General features: G+C 42.9%; 16 protein-coding genes. 11 read left to right on the top strand and 5 right to left on the bottom strand.

Annotated elements, in window-relative coordinates; genetic code table 11:
• Window positions 1-20 precede the first annotated feature (20 nt).
• The 3 genes from DSL64_RS21085 (at window position 21) to DSL64_RS21075 (ending at window position 1,924) form a co-directional block, all read left to right on the top strand.
• Entirely contained in the window at window positions 21-233 is a 213-nt protein-coding gene (locus DSL64_RS21085) for a putative signal transducing protein (protein WP_115832916.1), read from the top strand.
• The gene (locus tag DSL64_RS21080; RefSeq protein ID WP_115832915.1) at window positions 214-1,047 is read left to right on the top strand and encodes a phosphatidate cytidylyltransferase; all 834 of its coding nucleotides are present in this window, start codon (window positions 214-216) and stop codon (window positions 1,045-1,047) included. The genes DSL64_RS21085 and DSL64_RS21080 overlap by 20 nt, the downstream gene beginning before the upstream one ends.
• A 139-nt stretch (window positions 1,048-1,186) precedes the next feature.
• Window positions 1,187-1,924, top strand: a complete 738-nt coding sequence (locus DSL64_RS21075; protein ID WP_115832914.1) for a carboxypeptidase-like regulatory domain-containing protein — start codon at window positions 1,187-1,189, stop codon at window positions 1,922-1,924.
• A 7-nt stretch (window positions 1,925-1,931) separates the two neighbouring features.
• Here DSL64_RS21075 and DSL64_RS21070 read toward each other — a convergent pair whose 3' ends face one another.
• Window positions 1,932-2,732, bottom strand: coding sequence for a UDP-2,3-diacylglucosamine diphosphatase (locus DSL64_RS21070; RefSeq protein WP_115832913.1), 801 nt, complete (start codon window positions 2,730-2,732; stop codon window positions 1,932-1,934).
• A gap of 420 nt (window positions 2,733-3,152) precedes the next feature.
• Here DSL64_RS21070 and DSL64_RS21065 point away from each other — a divergent pair, with 420 nt between their 5' ends.
• The gene (locus DSL64_RS21065; protein WP_115832966.1) at window positions 3,153-3,884 is read left to right on the top strand and encodes a hypothetical protein; all 732 of its coding nucleotides are present in this window, start codon (window positions 3,153-3,155) and stop codon (window positions 3,882-3,884) included.
• A 51-nt stretch (window positions 3,885-3,935) separates the two neighbouring features.
• On the opposite strand, the gene DSL64_RS21060 is transcribed toward DSL64_RS21065, so the two are convergent.
• Window positions 3,936-4,442, bottom strand: a complete 507-nt coding sequence (locus tag DSL64_RS21060; protein ID WP_115832912.1) for a DUF4494 domain-containing protein — start codon at window positions 4,440-4,442, stop codon at window positions 3,936-3,938.
• A 281-nt stretch (window positions 4,443-4,723) separates the two neighbouring features.
• Here DSL64_RS21060 and DSL64_RS21055 point away from each other — a divergent pair, with 281 nt between their 5' ends.
• The 7 genes from DSL64_RS21055 (at window position 4,724) to DSL64_RS21025 (ending at window position 13,453) form a co-directional block, all read left to right on the top strand.
• Window positions 4,724-5,374, top strand: coding sequence for a hypothetical protein (locus DSL64_RS21055; RefSeq protein ID WP_115832911.1), 651 nt, complete (start codon window positions 4,724-4,726; stop codon window positions 5,372-5,374).
• A 108-nt stretch (window positions 5,375-5,482) separates the two neighbouring features.
• Window positions 5,483-7,306, top strand: a complete 1,824-nt coding sequence (locus tag DSL64_RS21050; RefSeq protein ID WP_229217172.1) for a hypothetical protein — start codon at window positions 5,483-5,485, stop codon at window positions 7,304-7,306.
• Between the two features lie 9 nt (window positions 7,307-7,315).
• Window positions 7,316-8,080, top strand: a complete 765-nt coding sequence (locus DSL64_RS21045) for an exodeoxyribonuclease III (RefSeq protein ID WP_115832910.1) — start codon at window positions 7,316-7,318, stop codon at window positions 8,078-8,080.
• A 78-nt stretch (window positions 8,081-8,158) separates the two neighbouring features.
• The gene (locus DSL64_RS21040; protein ID WP_199539462.1) at window positions 8,159-8,743 is read left to right on the top strand and encodes a Uma2 family endonuclease; all 585 of its coding nucleotides are present in this window, start codon (window positions 8,159-8,161) and stop codon (window positions 8,741-8,743) included.
• A gap of 36 nt (window positions 8,744-8,779) precedes the next feature.
• A complete protein-coding gene (locus DSL64_RS21035) occupies window positions 8,780-9,373 on the top strand; it encodes a pseudouridine synthase (RefSeq protein WP_115832909.1) in 594 nt (197 codons plus the stop codon).
• A gap of 163 nt (window positions 9,374-9,536) precedes the next feature.
• Window positions 9,537-12,176, top strand: coding sequence for a DNA mismatch repair protein MutS (gene mutS, locus DSL64_RS21030; protein ID WP_115832908.1), 2,640 nt, complete (start codon window positions 9,537-9,539; stop codon window positions 12,174-12,176).
• A gap of 86 nt (window positions 12,177-12,262) precedes the next feature.
• Window positions 12,263-13,453 carry a nucleoside permease gene (locus DSL64_RS21025; RefSeq protein ID WP_115832907.1) on the top strand — a complete coding sequence of 397 codons (1,191 nt, stop codon included), beginning with the start codon at window positions 12,263-12,265 and terminating at the stop codon, window positions 13,451-13,453.
• 76 nt (window positions 13,454-13,529) lie between these two features.
• Here DSL64_RS21025 and rbp read toward each other — a convergent pair whose 3' ends face one another.
• The 3 genes from rbp to DSL64_RS21010 all read right to left on the bottom strand — a co-directional run bounded on the left by rbp (window position 13,530) and on the right by DSL64_RS21010 (window position 18,533).
• Window positions 13,530-14,054 carry an RNA-binding regulator gene (gene rbp, locus DSL64_RS21020; protein WP_115832906.1) on the bottom strand — a complete coding sequence of 175 codons (525 nt, stop codon included), beginning with the start codon at window positions 14,052-14,054 and terminating at the stop codon, window positions 13,530-13,532.
• A 43-nt stretch (window positions 14,055-14,097) separates the two neighbouring features.
• Window positions 14,098-14,928: a strictosidine synthase family protein gene (locus DSL64_RS21015; RefSeq protein WP_115832905.1), complete on the bottom strand. Its 831-nt coding sequence runs from the start codon at window positions 14,926-14,928 to the stop codon at window positions 14,098-14,100.
• 158 nt (window positions 14,929-15,086) lie between these two features.
• Window positions 15,087-18,533, bottom strand: a complete 3,447-nt coding sequence (locus DSL64_RS21010) for a 3-keto-alpha-glucoside-1,2-lyase-like domain-containing protein (protein ID WP_115832904.1) — start codon at window positions 18,531-18,533, stop codon at window positions 15,087-15,089.
• Window positions 18,534-18,575 lie beyond the last annotated feature (42 nt).

Below are 18,575 nucleotides of genomic sequence, written 5' to 3'. Positions count from 1 at the left end.
AATATAATCTGTAGTCTGACATGGATGAAAGTTGGTCAAAAGCCTTTCAAAGCGAACAAATAATAAAGGCCGAAGTGGCACGCGAACTTCTGGATCAAGCCGGAATAGCAGCGGTAATTGTGAACAGAAAAGACAGCAGCTATCCTATTTTTGGTACGTGTGAAGTTCACGTGCCCACTCATGATCTGGAAAAGGCACTAACAGTACTAGCGAATGCAGAAGAGTCTAAATAACCTTAGTAACCTTCAACAAAGAACCATTACTGCCCTTGCGGGGGTATTTGTAATCATCAGCGGTATCGTGTACAGCGATTGGACCTGCTTGTTAGTACTTTGTGTAATCAGTTCGCTAACGCAACTTGAATTTTACAAGCTACTAGGGCTCGACGGAAACCAGCCACTTACTTATTACGGCACATTCTGTGGCACAGTCATGATGCTTCTTGCGTATCTGATAGAAAAAGAAATAGTCCCTTTCGAAAACTATTTCATCATTACGCCATTGTTGTCCATGATTTTCTTTATCAAACTGTACAAAAAAAACGACCTCAAACCGTTTACCAATATCGGATTTACTTTCCTTGGAATCATTTACGTGGCATTGCCTTTTGCACTCATTGTAGCAACAGCCATGAGAGGGGGAATCTATAATTATGAGATCGTATTGGGTAGTTTGCTTTTACTCTGGGCATCCGACATCGGCGGCTATTTTGCAGGAACCAAGTTTGGCAAACGTAAATTGTTTGAGCGGATTTCTCCTAAAAAATCATGGGAAGGAGCCATAGGGAGTGCCGCCTTTGCAGCAGTGATCGCCTTTGTTTTGGGGCAATATTTCCTTACATTCGAACCCTGGAAATGGTATTGTATAGGTGCTATAATTGTCGTTGTAGGCACCTATGGCGATCTGGTAGAGTCACTGTTCAAAAGGAGCATTGCCATTAAGGACTCGGGGAGTAGTATTCCCGGCCACGGAGGTTTTCTGGATCGTTTTGATGGTTTGCTGCTATCAGCACCTTTCATCATTACCTTCTTAAAGTTATTCTCCTGAAAGCAACGACGTAATGTTTCTTTATCAGAAACATTCTCAAACAGGAATGATTTTTGAACATGACTGCATAAGCAGTTAAAATCTTAGTAATTAAATACAATGCTGTGCTCAATTGAGCCACGGGCAAAACCCTGAACGAATGAAAAGGAGCCTTTTAATTATATTATTGATACTTGCAGCAGTTGTTTCCGGCTACGATAGTTTTGCGCAGGGAGAGAAAAAAGCGATTATTTTTAGTGGTATCGTGGTAGCCGGCAAATCCAGTGAACGCCTTCCGGGTGCTGCGATTTATATCCCCAAAGCAGGAAGAGCTACTTTGGCCCAATCGGATGGTTCTTTTACTATTGCAGTCTTCCCTGGTGATAGTATTGTTTATAGCTACCTCGGTTATAAAAAGCAGTTTCATTTGATCCCCCGTAATTACAACTCTGATACTTATTCGGCGATCGTGGCGATGCAGGAAGATGCTACACTTCTTACTGAGGTGAAGATTTATCCATATTCTACGGAAGAAGAATTTAAGAAGGCATTCCTTGCTCTTAAATTACCGGATCAGGCTGACAGAGAAGCTTTGGCTAAAAGTACAGACATAGATTACATCAACAAGATGGCGGCATCCATGCCGAACAATGCCCAGACGAACTATCGATATACGATGGATCAACAGTTGTTCGGAAGAGAAGCAGCGGGAAATAAAAATTTCGCTACCACTTTCCCATTCCTGAACCCGTTTGCCTGGAACCGCTTTATCAAGTCTGTTAAAAACGGAGATCTTAAACAAAAGGAATACCGCAAAGATCTGGGGAATACGCCTCGTGAAAATATTACCCAAAAGGATTTTATTCCGGCCGTAGAGACTGATAAAACGAAAAATTAAAAACTTTTTATTCAAACCTGGAAAGTGACATCTCCTGCCCGTCATAGGTAGCGAATGTCTGTAATGTAACCCATTCTCCCAGATTGATATAACGGCTCCGATCATTTACCGCAAGATCAAGCCTTAAATGTCTGTGCCCGAATATGTAGAAATCAAAGTGCTGTTGCGCTTCAACTTCTTTGCAATATTGAAGCAACCATTCTTTATCCTCTCCCATAAACTGCTCTTCGCCTTTCTCCACATTTGCGGCACGGCTCCTCTTGGACCATGTTTTGGCGATCCAGATGCCTATATCAGGATGCGCCAGACGGAACAATAACTGGAAAAATGAGTTTTCAAAAACCCGTTTGAGTATTTTGTAAGTTTGGTCGCCAGGGCCAAGTCCATCACCATGGCCTACCAAAAAATGCGACGTGTCTCCGTTGCTATTTACAAATTCAAAATGAACAGGATTCCGGTATACCGAAGCCCCCAGTTCATCGGTGAGATAACCAAACATCCACATATCATGGTTACCAGTAAACACGATCAACTCCACTCCGTTATCCGATAACTGAGCCAGCTTACCTAATACGCGTACAAAACCTTTCGGAACGGCATGCCCGTATTCGAACCAAAAGTCAAAAATATCACCTACCAGGAAAAGTACCTGAGCATCATGTTCCACTGATTCCAGCCAGCGAACGATCAGCCTTTCGCGCTCCTGGCTTTCTTTCACATTAGGCACTCCCAAATGGTAATCCGAAGAAAAATAGGCCTTCCGACCTTCCTGTAGAACAATTCTTTTCTTTTGAAAACTAAAACGCATATACCAGTTTCTAATACGCTGCAATTTACAATCTTCCCGGTAAAAAAGTCCATTTAACCGCAAGGGGCGCAATGAGCTATCCTCTGAATTTCAATCTTGCGTCCATTGCGTAACCCATAGCGTCGATTGCGGTAAAAACCCGATTTAACCGCAAGGGGCGCAATGGTCTATCATTTGAATTTTATCCTTGCGTCCATTGCGTAACCTATAGCGTCGATTGCGGTAAAAACCCGATTTAACCGCAAGGCTCACAATGGTCCCGCAAGACGCGCAATGACAATAATGTGAATTTCACTCATGCGTCCATTGCGGTTAAAAATAACATATCAAACCTCCAAAATATCTGCGTTAAAAATCACCTCCGGATTCGTACTTTTACCCCCATTTACGACAATGCATCAACGCAAACTTACCAATACAATGCATAAGAAACTTACAGTACTGTTGTTCCTGACGCTTACTGCCTGTTCTCTCCTATCTCAGGCGCAAGGAATCAAAAAAATCACTCCGGATAAACAACGTGCCCTTCAGTGGAAGCCTGATAAAGGACAATATTACTTCAGCCATTCAATTGTGATGACTTATGAAAATGCTGCTGAGAAGACAAAGGGGGAGATAAAGATTCACCTCGACCCTGTGACAGGCACCATGTGTTTTAAGAGAGAAAGCAGCTTTCAGGAGGAGACTTTTGATTTTATCATCGCATTTTCAGACGGTCGCTACTTTCACTACGGAACCGATGAGGATGGCAAAAAGATCAAAATTTCGGAGAAAGTAGAGGACGTCAAACCTGATGCAGAAACGCAGTCGCAGCAGAAAGAAAACTTTGCAACATACTGTGCGCCAACGGGAAATAAAAGAGTAGATTTTGGATTTGAGAGTCTGGAATACGACCTCTCTTATGCAACATCGGAGAATAAAGACAAAATCTGGATCACGACTTTGCCGTTCAATACATATCCCATTTATGGTTTTGAACTAATTGAAGTTCCCGCGAGTTTACCGGTGTCCATTGATTATCTGTATTTGCTGAGCTCAAATCAGCTTATTTCTGAGATCAATGCAGGAGGTATCAAACTCAAATTATCAGGCATTAATCCTGATCCGTTCCTGGCTGTGACAAAGCCGTATCAGGAAGTTAAAATGGATTAATGAAAGTATTACTAATAGCCCGGACCAGGAACGATCCGGGCTTTCAATACATTAAATATCTTCAGCAGCCGCACGTTCTGCCATCACCTCAGAAAGAGGCCTCATGTTAGCAGGAATTTCTACTTCATCTTCTTCGGCCGAATACGGGAATACGTCCAGAATCGCTGTCAGGTTAATATCCGTCACTTCATAAGGAATCAGGAAATTACGCATGCTTTCTTTGATACGTTCAAGTGCCTGATCAATTCCGTCGGCATTCAGCAACATATAGTTAACTACTTTCTTCTCTTTCCCGCTCTTTTCATCCACAGAGAAATAAATCACCTTGATTTTGAACCACTGCTCTCCTTCTTCATAGGCAAAAAGATCTGCCAGGCGCATACGTGTGATGCTCGCCACGCTGAAATCTGTAGCTCCCGTAACGATTTGTTTGTACAATCTGGCTTCCGATTCCGTATAGGAGATGGCATCAACAAGATACACTTCACTAATCGTCTTCAGACTCCCTGCTTCATCTTCCTTTTGATATTTTATTTTCCCCAAATACCAGCTTGCCATGATTGATGTGTTTTTAAATCCTGAAAAATTACGGCTGCAAAGGTATGTTTCCGGCTGAATGCATGCAAGAATTCTAATTTCAAAAAATTGATGGAACAGCTCTACCCCTAATCAGGACTTCTGTCTTCAATTTGTGACGGATATACGACTGTTCGTCCTACCACTGGTTTGTAAAATAGCAAATCGCAGAAGGGTGTACAAAATTATCAGACTGTAAATAATGAAGCCGGTCGGGTTGCGTTGTGTTACCATCTGCTTAACTTTGAAAAAATTAATTTATAATGAAAAAGCAAATTCTTCTTACCTCTGTCCTTGTTCTGCTGGCTATGGCCGCTTCCGCTGTTTTTATTAGTTGTGGTGTAGGCAAGCAGGTTTCCGAGGTGAAAACTTTTGGGGAATGCAAATATGACCTCGCTTCGGTTGACAGCGTGTACGTTGCAGGAATTGATATCCGCGAATTCAAAAACATAAGAGGTTTCAATGATCTGGATCTGGCCAAATATCCGGGACTTGCCATTGCCTTACTTCGCAAAAACGTGCCACTGGATCTGCGTGTGAATATGGACATCACCAATCCTACGAGAAATCGTGCAGCAATCAATCAACTGGAATACAAGGTATTGTTAACCAAAAGTGAAATATTCAGCGGATTTCTTAACCAAAGAATTGAAGTGATGCCGGGAACTGCGAGTACCCGCGTCCCTATTAAACTTAACGCCAATGTTTATCAATTGCTCAATAATAACGAGACAAGAGATGAATTTGTAAATATGGTAATGGCACTAACCGGCAAATCTGGTGCGAATCCTTCCAAATTCACTGTAAAAGTGAAGCCGACATTGGATCTGGCGGGTAAACAACTGAACTATCCCGGCTACATCACTTTTGAGAAAGAAATCACCAGTAATATGCTGACCGGCTCTATTAAATAGCTGTTTTTTGCAACTAAGTCTGGTAAGTATTACCTTGCCAGACTTAGTTATTTCAGACACTCCGGCGAACAAATTGTTCGCACTTGTATCAACAAAAAACTCATCGATTTGGATAACTATCTGCTTCACAATCCTTTTCTTTTTGAATACTTCGGGTTAATTCTCGTCCTGCTTCTGTTATTCGGAGCAACTTTTGTATCAGACAAACTTAAAGCATTACGTCCCTGGGTAGCAGGCGGACTCATTATTGCTCCGGTTGTCTATTTCTATCTGATTCTGAGCGCTCACCTCGTCAATGTCCCTTTCACTGACGACTACAATCTGCTTGAAACGATTTATAAATTCCGCCAGGAAACGAATTTTGTTGAATCCATGAAATTCCTTTTCGAGCAGATCAACCAGCATCGGTTTCCGTTTGAACGGACTATTATGTTGATTATGGTCTTTTTCACTGGAACTGTCAATATTAAAGTGCAGATTCTGGTGGGTAATATGTTCATGCTCGGAATTCTGTTTATGTTTTTCCGCTCGCTGAAAAAAGAGGATATTTCCTGGTACTATTTTATTCCTGTCCCCTACATTCTTTTTAACCTTGTTTACTTTGAAAATGCCTTCTGGGGGATAGCAGCAATACAAAATACTCCGCTTCTGTTTTTTGCATTTCTATCTGCATATGGTTTGGGGCGTAACGATCAGAAAGGTCTCGTAATTGGTATCGTTGCAGCTATTGTCACAACCTATATCAGTGGTAGTGGTATGCTTACCTGGATATCCGGCGCACTCATTCTGATTCTGCAACGACGATTTTCACTGCTTTTTCAATGGGCGATTGCAGCTGCTGCAGTGATTGCATTTTACTTCCTTTTCGATTATCATTTTATCACTTCCGAAGCTGAAAAGCCTTGGAAACATCCGATCTATAACCTGATTTTCGCTTTAGGTTTTTGGGGCAACGCATTTTATCTGGATATTCCTCATCCTTCAATTCCCGGTTTTTATACGGATATGATACTCTGTGTACTTGCAGGAGCTGTCATCGGCCTGATCATGCTGATGTGGTTACTCCGCTCGCTGTCCAACGCACGATTGCATTGGACACACTGGTTAATACTGGGAGCACTGATGTTCGTAATTGGGACCGGGTGCATGTTTGTCCTCAGCAGACCGTTGAGTAACTGGATGATGCACGGCGGAAAGCTTCTTTCCAGACGTTACATGATTTTCGGAATAGCGGGACTCGCTACTGCTTATGTTGCCCTCATAATTATGACAAAAGGTATCAGGCAATTACAACCAGGTATAGCCATTTTCTCCATGCTAGTCTTTTTGTCTCTGCATGTCGTCAGCTATTTTAAATCTATACCACAGTTAAGAAAGCAGTATGAGGAGCTATCCCTGGACGGTTACTTTTTTCAGAACTTTTCCACTTTCCTGACTACCGGTAATAATTTCGGAGATATACCTTTCTGGAATCATCCTACCAGAATGAAAGAACTGGTTAGTTCCATCGAAAAAGATGGGCTAAGCAAGTTGTATGAATCCAATCAATTTCCTGCACAACAGCTTTTAATCAAAAAAACAGGTAACAGACAACAGTCCTATCAAGCCAAAACAGGAGTGAGTGTATTAATGAGAGCCAACGAAGAAGCACTACCGCCTAAATCTATTTGTCTTTCAGCTGAAAGCCAAAATGGAGTAGCCCCGTCTTACTTCGTTCTGAATTCAGATAAGTATACAATCTTGCTGCCGGCGCTACCGGTGCCTCATTCCGTTTCAGATTTCCTGACCACCCGAACTTATTACCAACCGCTTTACGAGTATACCTTGTTCCGGAATAAACTACCCGCAGGCAATTTCTCATTGTGGATGATGTCGAAACAGGAAGGGAAATGGATCTCGAATCCTACCGGAAAAACACTTTTATTATATTGATATCTGATCATGCAAATACTGACTTATAATCTGAACGGAATTCGCGCAGCCCTGAAAAACGGACTTCTGGAGTGGCTAAGCGACAAAAGTTTTGATATACTTTGCTTTCAGGAAGTAAAAGCTACTCCTGATGTGGTTGATCTCAGCGGTTTCGAAAAATTAGGTTACGAACTGATTGGCTGGCATGCAGCAGAAAAGAAGGGATACAGCGGAGTGGCCATTTTTTCAAAGATCAAACCTGACTTCGTTTCCATCGGAGCCAATCTGCCGGTCTATGATATTGAAGGCCGTATTCTTCGCGCAGATTTTGGTGACATCACTATCTTAAACTGCTACTTCCCATCAGGTACGAGCGGAGAAATTCGTCAGGGTGTTAAAATGAGTTTTCTTGCCGATTTCTACGAATGGGCAGATGAATTGCGTAAAGAACGGCCGAACCTGATCATATGCGGCGACTATAATATTGCGCATACTGAAAATGATATTCACGATCCGGTTAGAAACAAAAAATCCTCCGGTTTTCTTCCGGAAGAAAGAGCATGGATGACCAAATGGTTTGAAAATGGATATACCGATGCCTTCCGACACATGAATCCGGATCTCAGGGAATATTCCTGGTGGACGTATCGCGCGGGTGCAAGAGCCAACAACAAAGGCTGGCGTATCGATTATATTTCTGTTGCCAATACAATCAAAGACAGGATTGTAGCAAGCAGACAGTACAATGATGCTGTACACTCGGATCACTGTCCGGTATGGCTGGAAATCAAGTAGAAACAGCTGTGTTATCTTTTCTATATCCTGTTTTTATTTCGTATTTTTGATCAGGTCTGTAAATAAAACCTCGGAGTTATGAATATCGAAATGCCGGTAACATTGAAAATGGGTGAACTGATGAGTGAGGATGAGTTTTTTCAGTTTTGCCAGATGAATGACACACTAGAGTTCGAAAGAGACTCAAACGGTAATATCATAGTTATGTCTCCAACAGGATCATTTACCGGAAATTTTAATTCTCGGATTTCAGGTTATTTATTTATCTGGAATGAAAGTACAGGTTTAGGTGAAGTATTCGACTCTTCAGCGGGCTTCACGTTACCAAATGGCGCTGTTCGTTCTCCCGATGTTTCATGGATTAAAGAAGAAAAATGGGCAGCACTCAGTCAGGCGGATAAAGAAAAATTTGCTCCTGTATGTCCTGACTTTGTTGTTGAAATCCGTTCCAAATCAGATGATATCAAATATCTTCAGAATAAAATGGGCGAATATATCGACAACGGCACTCAACTGGGCTGGCTGATCGATCGCTTCGATAACAAGGTTTATATTTACAGTTCCCGCAAAACCATGTTCGTTCATGATACGCTTCACCTCCAATTATCCGGCGAGGAAGTACTTCCCGGATTTGAGCTTGATCTGGGCGCTTTAATCAAATAATAATCAGGGCAAGTAAGTCCCTATTTCAATTTAACATTGTTTCAGTACTTTCTTATTTACAAGCCTTTTGGAATGCTTTCACAATTTACCCATGAAGGCGACCATGCTACGCTGGCTGATCTTGATTTTGATTTCCCGAAAGATGTATATCCCGTAGGCAGGCTTGATGCCGACAGTGAAGGATTACTTTTGCTTACCAACGATAATGCCCTTAAAACCAAACTGCTTGAACCCCGTTTCAAACATAAAAGAACCTATTACGTTCAGGTAGAGGGCCAGGCCACGCAGCAAGCATGCAATGCCATGAGTGCAGGTGTGGTAATTTCTATCAATGGCAAAAAATACCAGACCTTGCCTGCCAAAGTTACACTGCTCGAAGAACCTGAGTTGCCTGAGCGCAATCCACCTATCCGGTTCAGGAAGAATATTCCTACATCCTGGATTTCGGTCATCTTACACGAGGGTAAAAACAGGCAGGTTCGCAAAATGACAGCAGCCGTTAATTTTCCTACGCTCAGGCTGGCGCGCTGGGCAATCGGAGATATATCTCTTGCCGATTGTCCTGTGAATATTTCTCCCGGAATTGTTTGGGAACTAGCTCCGGCAGAGATTACTCGTCTTCTCCGATAACTTTTCAGGCATTACTTAAATGACTCGCCCGGCTATTGACAAACCAGGGAGAAGCGTTATTTTTGTAGATATCCGTTATTCTTATTTCAGAAACAGATACACCACAAGGTCACATCAGACAGTGATAATGTGGTGAGCATATACTATTTTAACCTACAATTAGTTGGCAAAGGAACGCAAGGAAACTCCGCTTAATAAACAATACAACCAGATAAAGGCAAAATATCCCGGGGCATTACTGCTGTTCAGGGTGGGTGATTTTTATGAAACCTTCGGAGAAGATGCCATACGTGCTTCTAAAATCCTGGGTATTGTGCTTACCCGCCGTAACAATGGTGGCGCACATGAAGAGCTTGCCGGCTTCCCTCATCACTCGCTTGATAACTATTTACCGAAGCTCGTAAGAGCAGGAGAACGCGTAGCCATTTGCGATCAGCTGGAAAACCCTGCGGAAGCAAAAGGAATCGTCAAACGAGGTGTTACAGAATTAGTAACGCCCGGCGTATCGCTGAATGATAATGTACTAGATGTCAGAAAGAATAACTATCTGGCGGCCGTGCATGTAGGAGATGACGACGCATATGGAGTAGCCTTCCTCGATATCTCCACCGGTGAGTTCATGACTTCGCAGGGTAACGCTGCCTATGTCGATAAAATGCTTCAGGGATTCAGTCCTGCCGAAGTGCTTTTTTGCAAAAAACATAAGAAAGAGTTCAATCAGCTTTTCGGTGGTAAATACCATACCTTTCAGTTAGAAGACTGGTGTTTCGGATATGAATATGGCTATGATCAGCTGATTTCGCATTTTCAGACTACCACTTTGAAAGGGTTCGGAATTGAAAACCTTTCACTAGGAATTGTAGCTGCAGGTGTGATTCTTCATTATTTGCGTGAAACCGAGCATAAAGAAGTAAGTCACATCAGCCGTGTTACCAGACTTGAAGAAGAAAAGTATGTATGGCTCGACCGGTTTACGGTACGTAATCTGGAATTGATATATCCTCAACAGGAAGGCGGAATCCCGCTGATTGAAATTCTGGATCAGACGGTTACACCAATGGGGGCACGCATGCTCCGTAAATGGGTCGTATTGCCACTTAAAGACAGGCATCCTATTGAGGAGCGGCTGAATACTGTTGAGCAGTTTTTGAAGAATGAAGACTTTCATGAAACGATCACTCAACACCTCAAACACATCGGCGACCTCGAACGGCTTATCTCCAAAGTTGCAGTAAGAAGAATTAACCCGAGAGAACTGGTTCAGTTGAAAAAATCGCTCAAACAGATCGCTCCGATTAAAGATCTGATTTCCTTCCTATCCAAGGAAAAAGGATCAAAAAAAGATCTTTTTGGCGACAGTGCGATTTTACATAAATATGCCGATCAGCTCAATCCATGTAGTGTTTTGGTTGACGAAATTGAAAATAAACTTCGTGACGATGCTCCTGTACTCTCCAATCAGGGACGAATGATCAAAAGCGGCGTGGATGCAGAACTCGATGAGTTACACGCCATATCCTATGAAGGAAAAGATTTTCTGCTGAAACTTCAAAACAGAGAAATTGAAAGAACAGGAATAGGATCGCTCAAAATCGCCTATAACAAGGTTTTCGGCTACTATCTAGAGGTGACGCATGCACATCAAAACAAAGTGCCGGCAGACTGGATCAGGAAACAAACATTGGTGAATGCAGAACGCTATATCACTCCCGAACTTAAAGAATACGAAGAAAAAATTCTGAATGCAGAGGATAAGATTTCTTCAATCGAATTCAGGATTTTCAATGAAGTCGTTCAGACGGCTGCCGAGTATGTAGCTACCATACAGCAAAATGCTCTAATCATTTCTACGCTTGATGCACTGGGTTCATTTGCCACCATTGCGCGTAAAAACAAGTATGTGAAGCCGGTGATTACCGACGGTAAAGAGCTGGATATCAAAGACGGGCGCCACGCTGTAATAGAACAGCAACTACCTCTTGGAGAAACCTACGTGCCTAATGATGTGTATCTTGACAACACCAGACAACAGATCATTATCATTACCGGGCCTAACATGGCCGGTAAATCCGCATTGCTTCGACAAACAGCGCTAATCGTTTTGATGGCCCAAATGGGTTCCTATGTTCCTGCCAAATCGGCACATATGGGGCTTGTGGATAAAATATTTACCCGTGTAGGAGCAAGTGATAACCTGAGTCGCGGAGAGAGTACGTTCATGGTGGAAATGACCGAAACTGCCAGTATCCTTAACAACCTCAGCGACCGCAGTCTCGTACTGATGGATGAAATTGGCCGGGGAACAAGTACTTACGACGGCGTTTCTATTGCATGGGCTATTACAGAATACCTGCACAGCCAGCCCGACGTACGCCCAAAAACACTTTTTGCAACACATTATCATGAACTTAATCAGCTTGCTGATGACTTCCCACGCATCAAAAACTTTAATGTAGCCGTAAAGGAAGTAGACGACAAGATTATTTTCCTCAGAAAACTTAAACCCGGTGGCAGTGCCCACAGCTTCGGTATACATGTGGCGCAGATAGCCGGAATGCCGCAACCTATTGTCCTGCGGGCAAGCGAGATCATGCAGCATCTGGAGAAGGATCATGTGACCGCCGCGCAGAAGAAAAAGGTACGCGAGATACCTAAGAACAATTTCCAGTTGAGCATATTCGAGCCTGCCGATCAAAGTCTGGAAGAACTGAAGGAGAAAATGAGTCAGGTTGATGTCAACACCTTATCACCTATTGAAGCGTTGCTTAAATTGAATGAATTACAGAAAATAATTAAAAAATAGAGGAATAAGTGCAGATATGAATAACAGGATTTTATTCATTAGTAAACCAGAGTAAATTTAGATTTTAATTAACCTATATCCCGATAATGAAGAATACTACGCGTTTTCAATTAATGGGCATGATGTTCCTGCTGTACTTTGTATGGGGAGCATGGTATGGCCAAATGAGTAAGTATATGTTTACAAGTCTCGGCGCCACCGGGACACAGGTTGGGAATGCGTATGCCGCCTTTTCTATTGCGATGATTATCGCACCATTTTTTGTCGGAATGATCGCCGACCGTTATTTTGCTGCACAAAAAGTGCTTGGAGTTTTCAGTCTTGTAGGTGCAGCTTTACTTTATGTCATTACCGGAATAACAGATCCGGACACTTTCTTTTGGGTGATTCTGGCATACTGTATCTCTTTTGCCCCGACGATGGCTCTTACAACCTCCATCGCCATGCAACACGTTAAAGATTCAGAAAAAGACTTCCCACCTATTCGTGTAATGGGTACAGTGGCATGGATTGTCGTTTCCAATATCATTGGCTATTACGGTTTCGGGGATAGTGTAACCATCTTCAGACTGTCAATGGTTGCTGCCGCACTTCTTGGTGTGTATTCTTTCTTTTTACCCAATACGCCTCCAAAACCAAGCACAAGTACTTCTTTCTCAGATATTTTGGGACTTGATGCATTCAAATTGTTTAAAGACAGATCATTTGCTGTTTTCTTTTTCTCGTCCCTGCTGATCTGTATTCCGTTGTCATTTTATTATGCCATGGCCAATCCATCTCTGACTGATGCGGGGATGACCAATGTGGAAAATAAAATGTCTTTAGGGCAAGCTTCTGAATTTGTATTCATGTTACTGATCCCCTTTGCATTCCGTAAATATGGAGTGAAATGGATTCTGATTGTAGGATTAATTGCCTGGATCATACGCTTCATGGCCTTTGGTTATGGCAACCTGCAAAGTGAATGGCTACTTTATATTGCTATTGTATTACACGGTGTTTGCTACGATTTCTTCTTTGTTACAGGTCAGATTTATACCGATAGCAAAGCGGGGGAAAAATACCGCTCATCTGCGCAGGGATTGATTACATTGGCAACACACGGAATCGGAATGGGGATCGGATCTTGGATCGCCGGTGTTGTAGCAGACATGTATACTGTGAATGGTGTTAAAGACTGGACATCGATCTGGATGGTTCCTGCCGGAATCGCTGCTGTCGTTCTCGTCCTTTTCGTATTCCTCTTTAAGGATAATAAGGTCAAGGCGACTGCCTGATTCAGATATTCATATAAATTAAAAATGGTCAGGAAGCTAAGCTCTCTGACCATTTTTAATTTATCCAAGTAGTATTCTACCATTCATCTCTGTCTTCACCTCTTCTGGAAGATCCTCCACCACCTCTTTTATAATCTCCTCCTCTACCCTGATCTCTTCCTCCGAAACGATCTCCTCTGCTCTGCTCAGATCTGCCTCTTCCTCCCCCATCTCTCCCTCCGTAGCCACTGTTACCACCACTATAGCCTCCGCTGTTGCCACCGCTACTATAACCACCACCGCCAGACGGCCGATCTCTGTTGAAACTCCGTGGAGCGTCGTCACGCGATCTCCCTGAGTCTGCCGGCTTTCCACCTGTTTCTTTCCCTTTTGATTCATTTACTACCAAAGGGCGACCATACATTTCTGTTCCGTTCAATTCACTGATTGCAGTACGAGCCTGCGATTCATCAGGCATTTCTACAAACCCAAAACCTTTACTCTGACGAGTGATCTTGTCAATAATAATTTTTGCGGAGCTTACTTCGCCGAATTTTTCGAAAGCTTCACGCAACTCGCTTTCTTTTAACTTAAAAGAAAGGCTCCCAACAAAAATGTCCATAGAAATGCCTGTTTTTTTAGATGATTTGAAGTTATAAATTTATTTATTTTAACTGATAAGCTACAACACTGTTCTTCATGAATGTGGGAACATACACAATTTTCTTTGCTGAGTCATATCCTATGTCCGCTGAATTGATTTTATCAGCACTTGTATCAAGCAGTTTCTCCGCTCCTTTGTCCGTTACGTAGTAGACCACGCCCGCCCAACAGGACACAATGTATTCTCCTGGCTTTACCTGCTCTATACCATCTGTACTTTTGTCCATCCCTTCGGCAATTATCGTAATTTTCTTGTCTGCACTTAGTCGCTTCAATGCACCACTATCCGCTATAAGCAGGTCAGAACCTACAGCCAGCAAGCCGTTCGGTCTGGTCAGATCATCAAAATAAGTCGATATTTTCCCATCTTTAATCAGATGAACTTTCTTCGTATCCGAATCCGAAACATAGATATTTCCTTTTGAGTCAATCGTAAGGTCATTCAGGAATTTAGCACCTTCCACTTCGTGCTTTTTAATGATCTTGCCATTACGCGCATCAATTTCCACAACCGCAGTAACATCGGCGACATAAAGTTTATCTCCTATTTTACCCATGCCTTTTGGAGCATCCAGGCCCGTCACCCAATCCTGAGCGATGATTTTTCCATCGGTTCCTACTTTAGCAATTCCTCCCTTTCCATCCTTTTCTCCGGGTTTGCCATCAATCTGAGCCACATACAGAAGCTTATCTTTTGCGTTGTAGAGAACAGATTCCGGAATTGGAAGCTTTGCTTCTGTTTCCCAAAGTTTGTGCAGAGAATGTTGCGCTTTTGCATACATTACTGAAAATGTAGCCAATGCGGCTGTAAAGATTAATTGCTTGTTTTTCATATTATCTCTTTATGTAACTAAACCAATGAAAGCCCTTGAAACAGGAATTTATACTATACTTATTATATAAAAAATATGCCTGTTAAGAGTTAAAATCAAACATGCTCACATAAAAAATCGGCCTGATCAGAAATACTGACCAGGCCGATAGCTATTCTTTATTTTTTCTTGTTCTTCTTTTTTGATTTTACTTCCGGCTCAGGTGCTGAAACGACAGTCAAATCTTTGATCCGGATATTTCTGAATTTCAACGGTGATCCATGCCCAAGGAATCCTAAGTGCCCTTTGTTACGGCTCAACCCCGGATGTTCCCGTTTATCGGCAGTACCATTTTTACTTGCTTCTGCCAGATCACCTTCGAGAATAACAGTGCCATTTAGTGTTACCTTAATTTTGGAACCTTCCACACGCACTTCCTGATAATTCCATTCTCCCAATGGTTTCAGAAAACCGCGTTTTGCAGGAATGATACCGTATGCGGATCCATGGTACTGATACTCTTTAAGATCTCTGTAAATTGGTGCATCGTTGTCCAGAATCTGTATTTCGGTTCCTACATAAGCTGCGTCTCCTTCCAATGGCGTACGAATTCCTAAACCATTATTAGCGCCTGGTGTAAGCTGGAATTCAAAACGAAAATCGAAATCAGAATATTCATCTTTGGAATACAAATTACCATTTCCTCCACGCTTCGGATCTACCATCATTTCACCGTTTTCAATAAAATAAGCTTTCGTATTCCCGATCCATTCGTGCATGTTGGTTCCGTCAAACAAAACTTTGAAACCATCTTTCTTCTCCTGATCGGACAAAACGAAAGGCTGTGCCTGAGGAATTTCTCTTACGTAAACATCCCGGTAATTGATCTGATTTCCATGCGCCTGCAGCTCAATCTGCTCCTTCAGGAAAATGGGTAGCTTACGGTCCCAGTAATTTTCCAGAATTACATTGTCCACCACATTCTCGCCATTGAGATCTACTGAAACCCGATCACCGATCATTGTAATATGGAATGTGTTCCAGTCTCCGATAGCGTTATCCGCCAGTTTGGATGGCTTACTCGGGTTTTTAGCGTTATTATACAATCCACCTGAGCCCACTTGTGCACCCACATCCACACGAGAAGTATCCCAGATCTGCACCTGCGGCGTACCTCTCAGGTAAATACCTGCATCACCATTTTTCTGTATTTTCCAGTCTACATACATTTCGAAATCGCCATACTGCTTCACAGTACAAAGGTTGTCGCCATGGCCTGAAAAAACCAATTCACCATCCTTTACATACCAGCCTGTACGAGCAAGTTCATCCGCCTTTTTTTGTTTGTATGCCAAAGAATCTGCACTCATTTTAGCACGTGCAATAGGATTCTCAACCAAGCCTTTCCAACCTGAAAGATCCTTTCCATTGAATAACGATACAAATCCCTCACCGGAAGGCAATTCAGACAAATGTCTGCGCAGAGATTCCTTCTGATAATCACTATCCTGTCCTTTCAATACTGCTATCGTCTTGTTGATCAGACCCTTTATTTCTTCACTATAAAAACCTTTATTGGCAAGAGAAATGCTCATGACAGCTTGCGCCGCTGCCTGTTGCACGCCCGCTTCATCCAGATATTTACCTGCAAAAAGCAATGCATTGAATGTTTTGTTTCTGGCCAGTTCTTTCAGAATCAATTCTTTTTGCACATCTGTTTTGGCAAGCGCCATGATATCACGAAGCATGATTACTTTGTTCACCGGCGTCTTTGCAGATTTCGATACAGCAGCCACATAGCCTGTGAGAGCAGAATTCAACTCAGCAGCGTCAGCAGTTTTACCGGCAATGGAAAGCAATTCAGAAGCAGCACTTGCATCTGACCAGTTGGAAAGTGCATAAATAGCAGCTGTTTTAGTCGCAGTGTCACCGGAATTATAAGCTTTTACCACCGAAGCGAGAGCAGATTTCCCTCCGATACTTGCCAAAACTGACAGGTAACGTGGTTGCGCTTCCGACCGAGCCGAGCTCATTTGTTTGAGAATTAAATCACTTTGTGCCGCTTGTGTACCCACTCCTTTCACACCAGCACTAATCGCCTCCTGAATTGCAGAGATATTTTGTCCTTCCGGTGCAGTATCAATCAATGTAAACAACTGAGGCAGATCATTTGCAGTTGCTGTTGACTTCAACGCTGCATAAGCTGCTTTTTTGACACCTGCATCGCTGCTTTTCAGCATTGATGCTACCAAACCGAACTGATCACTTGCAGCTCTTGCCGCCAATACATCAATCACAGCAGCCTGTGCAACAGGAGGGAATGTCATGATAGGAGCAGCAATTTTGTTCACAACACCGTTGCCTTTCATGGTAAGCAAAGCACCTTTCACCGCCTCAACCTCCTCAGCATTTCCTTTTTTAAGTACAGGAATCAGACTTTTAAGTGCACCTTCCTGGCCAATTTTTCCGGCAGCCCATATTGCCTCCAGACGTACCGACTTATCTTTCGCATTGAGAGATTTCAGTACAGCCGGCAAGGCGTCTGTCGACTCAGCTCGTCCCAGCATCGTAATAATTTCCGCCTGCACTTCAGGTTTTGATTTTGGCAAAGCTGTCAACCATGCTGCCGTACCATTGGCCATTGTATATTTTTGACCCAGTTTCAGTGCTGCAGCCCGATACTCCGGATCAGTACTTTCCATCGCCTTCACCAATACAGGCACACTTTCTCTTTTCTTACCATCCGCATAAATTTTGAGCGCCGCAGAACGGGTTGCAGTTTGTTCGGGAGCAGGTGTACTTTTAATCAACTCCAAAGCCGCTTTCTCACCCAATGCTTTTTCTCCGCGGTGTACCAAATTGGACAGATATTTCACATACACACCTGTTGCATCGGTAACGTCATATCTGAAAAGCGCCTTTTTAGCCGCGGCCTCCAATACAGGCGCCGATGAAGGCGAAGCAATTTCAGAAAGTGCAAACAAACTTACTTTACGTAATTTGACATTATCACTCGTTGCAGACTTTTCTATTGCGGGTACCGCCTCCTTATAACGCGTAGTTCCCAGTGCTTCGGTAAGTCCGACGAGAACGTGTCCTTCAGCTCCGGCTAAAGCTTGCAGCAAAGCAGCCCCGGCGGCAGGTGTGCCAATACGTGCCAATGCTCTGGAAGCAGGACCTGAAAGCCCTTCATGTGCCAAAAAGCCTTTCAGCACATCTACCGATTCATCCTTACCTACTGTCTGTAGCTGGTAAATCAGAAACGCTTTACTATCAGGATCACTCACTTTTGACAAAGCCTCGCCGTAAGCTTCTGCAGCCAGTTTGCGCCAGGCTTCTTTTCCCGACTGTGTAGCTGCGTAGGTAAATCCGCCGAGTGCGTACTGGATTTTAGCGTTATCACCTTTGCCGGGAGCAGTGAGCATAGAAGCTATCTGCACAATACCAGGTTTCCCCAGCTCGGCGATTTCTTCCATATTTTTGTTCAATGCCGAAGCATTCTCAGCAGGAACCTGAGCCAGCAAATCTGCAATGCGTGTAGCTGTTGTCCTGTTTTTATCAAGTTGCGCCATGCTCTTATTGAGCATCAGGCAGAGTATCAGTATAGAATAAAAGTATTTTTTCATATCGAAAGACCATCAATGCTGGTCTGAAAGAGATTAGCTTTA

This window comes from Dyadobacter luteus, assembly GCF_003383615.1.
Lineage (GTDB): Bacteria > Bacteroidota > Bacteroidia > Cytophagales > Spirosomataceae > Dyadobacter > Dyadobacter luteus.
This window is presented reverse-complemented; position numbering and strand designations above follow the sequence as displayed.

What these genes read in the sequence shown, in the direction of transcription:
- DSL64_RS21045 (WP_115832910.1), top strand. Translation starts at nt 7,316, where the DNA reads ATGCAAATACTGACTTATAATCTGAACGGAATTCGCGCAGCCCTGAAA.
- DSL64_RS21055 (WP_115832911.1), top strand. Translation starts at nt 4,724, where the DNA reads ATGAAAAAGCAAATTCTTCTTACCTCTGTCCTTGTTCTGCTGGCTATG.
- DSL64_RS21085 (WP_115832916.1), top strand. Translation starts at nt 21, where the DNA reads ATGGATGAAAGTTGGTCAAAAGCCTTTCAAAGCGAACAAATAATAAAG.
- DSL64_RS21065 (WP_115832966.1), top strand. Translation starts at nt 3,153, where the DNA reads ATGCATAAGAAACTTACAGTACTGTTGTTCCTGACGCTTACTGCCTGT.
- DSL64_RS21060 (WP_115832912.1), bottom strand. Translation starts at nt 4,442, where the DNA reads ATGGCAAGCTGGTATTTGGGGAAAATAAAATATCAAAAGGAAGATGAA.
- DSL64_RS21070 (WP_115832913.1), bottom strand. Translation starts at nt 2,732, where the DNA reads ATGCGTTTTAGTTTTCAAAAGAAAAGAATTGTTCTACAGGAAGGTCGG.
- DSL64_RS21010 (WP_115832904.1), bottom strand. Translation starts at nt 18,533, where the DNA reads ATGAAAAAATACTTTTATTCTATACTGATACTCTGCCTGATGCTCAAT.
- DSL64_RS21025 (WP_115832907.1), top strand. Translation starts at nt 12,263, where the DNA reads ATGAAGAATACTACGCGTTTTCAATTAATGGGCATGATGTTCCTGCTG.
- DSL64_RS21075 (WP_115832914.1), top strand. Translation starts at nt 1,187, where the DNA reads ATGAAAAGGAGCCTTTTAATTATATTATTGATACTTGCAGCAGTTGTT.
- rbp (WP_115832906.1), bottom strand. Translation starts at nt 14,054, where the DNA reads ATGGACATTTTTGTTGGGAGCCTTTCTTTTAAGTTAAAAGAAAGCGAG.
- DSL64_RS21040 (WP_199539462.1), top strand. Translation starts at nt 8,159, where the DNA reads ATGAATATCGAAATGCCGGTAACATTGAAAATGGGTGAACTGATGAGT.
- DSL64_RS21080 (WP_115832915.1), top strand. Translation starts at nt 214, where the DNA reads ATGCAGAAGAGTCTAAATAACCTTAGTAACCTTCAACAAAGAACCATT.
- DSL64_RS21015 (WP_115832905.1), bottom strand. Translation starts at nt 14,928, where the DNA reads ATGAAAAACAAGCAATTAATCTTTACAGCCGCATTGGCTACATTTTCA.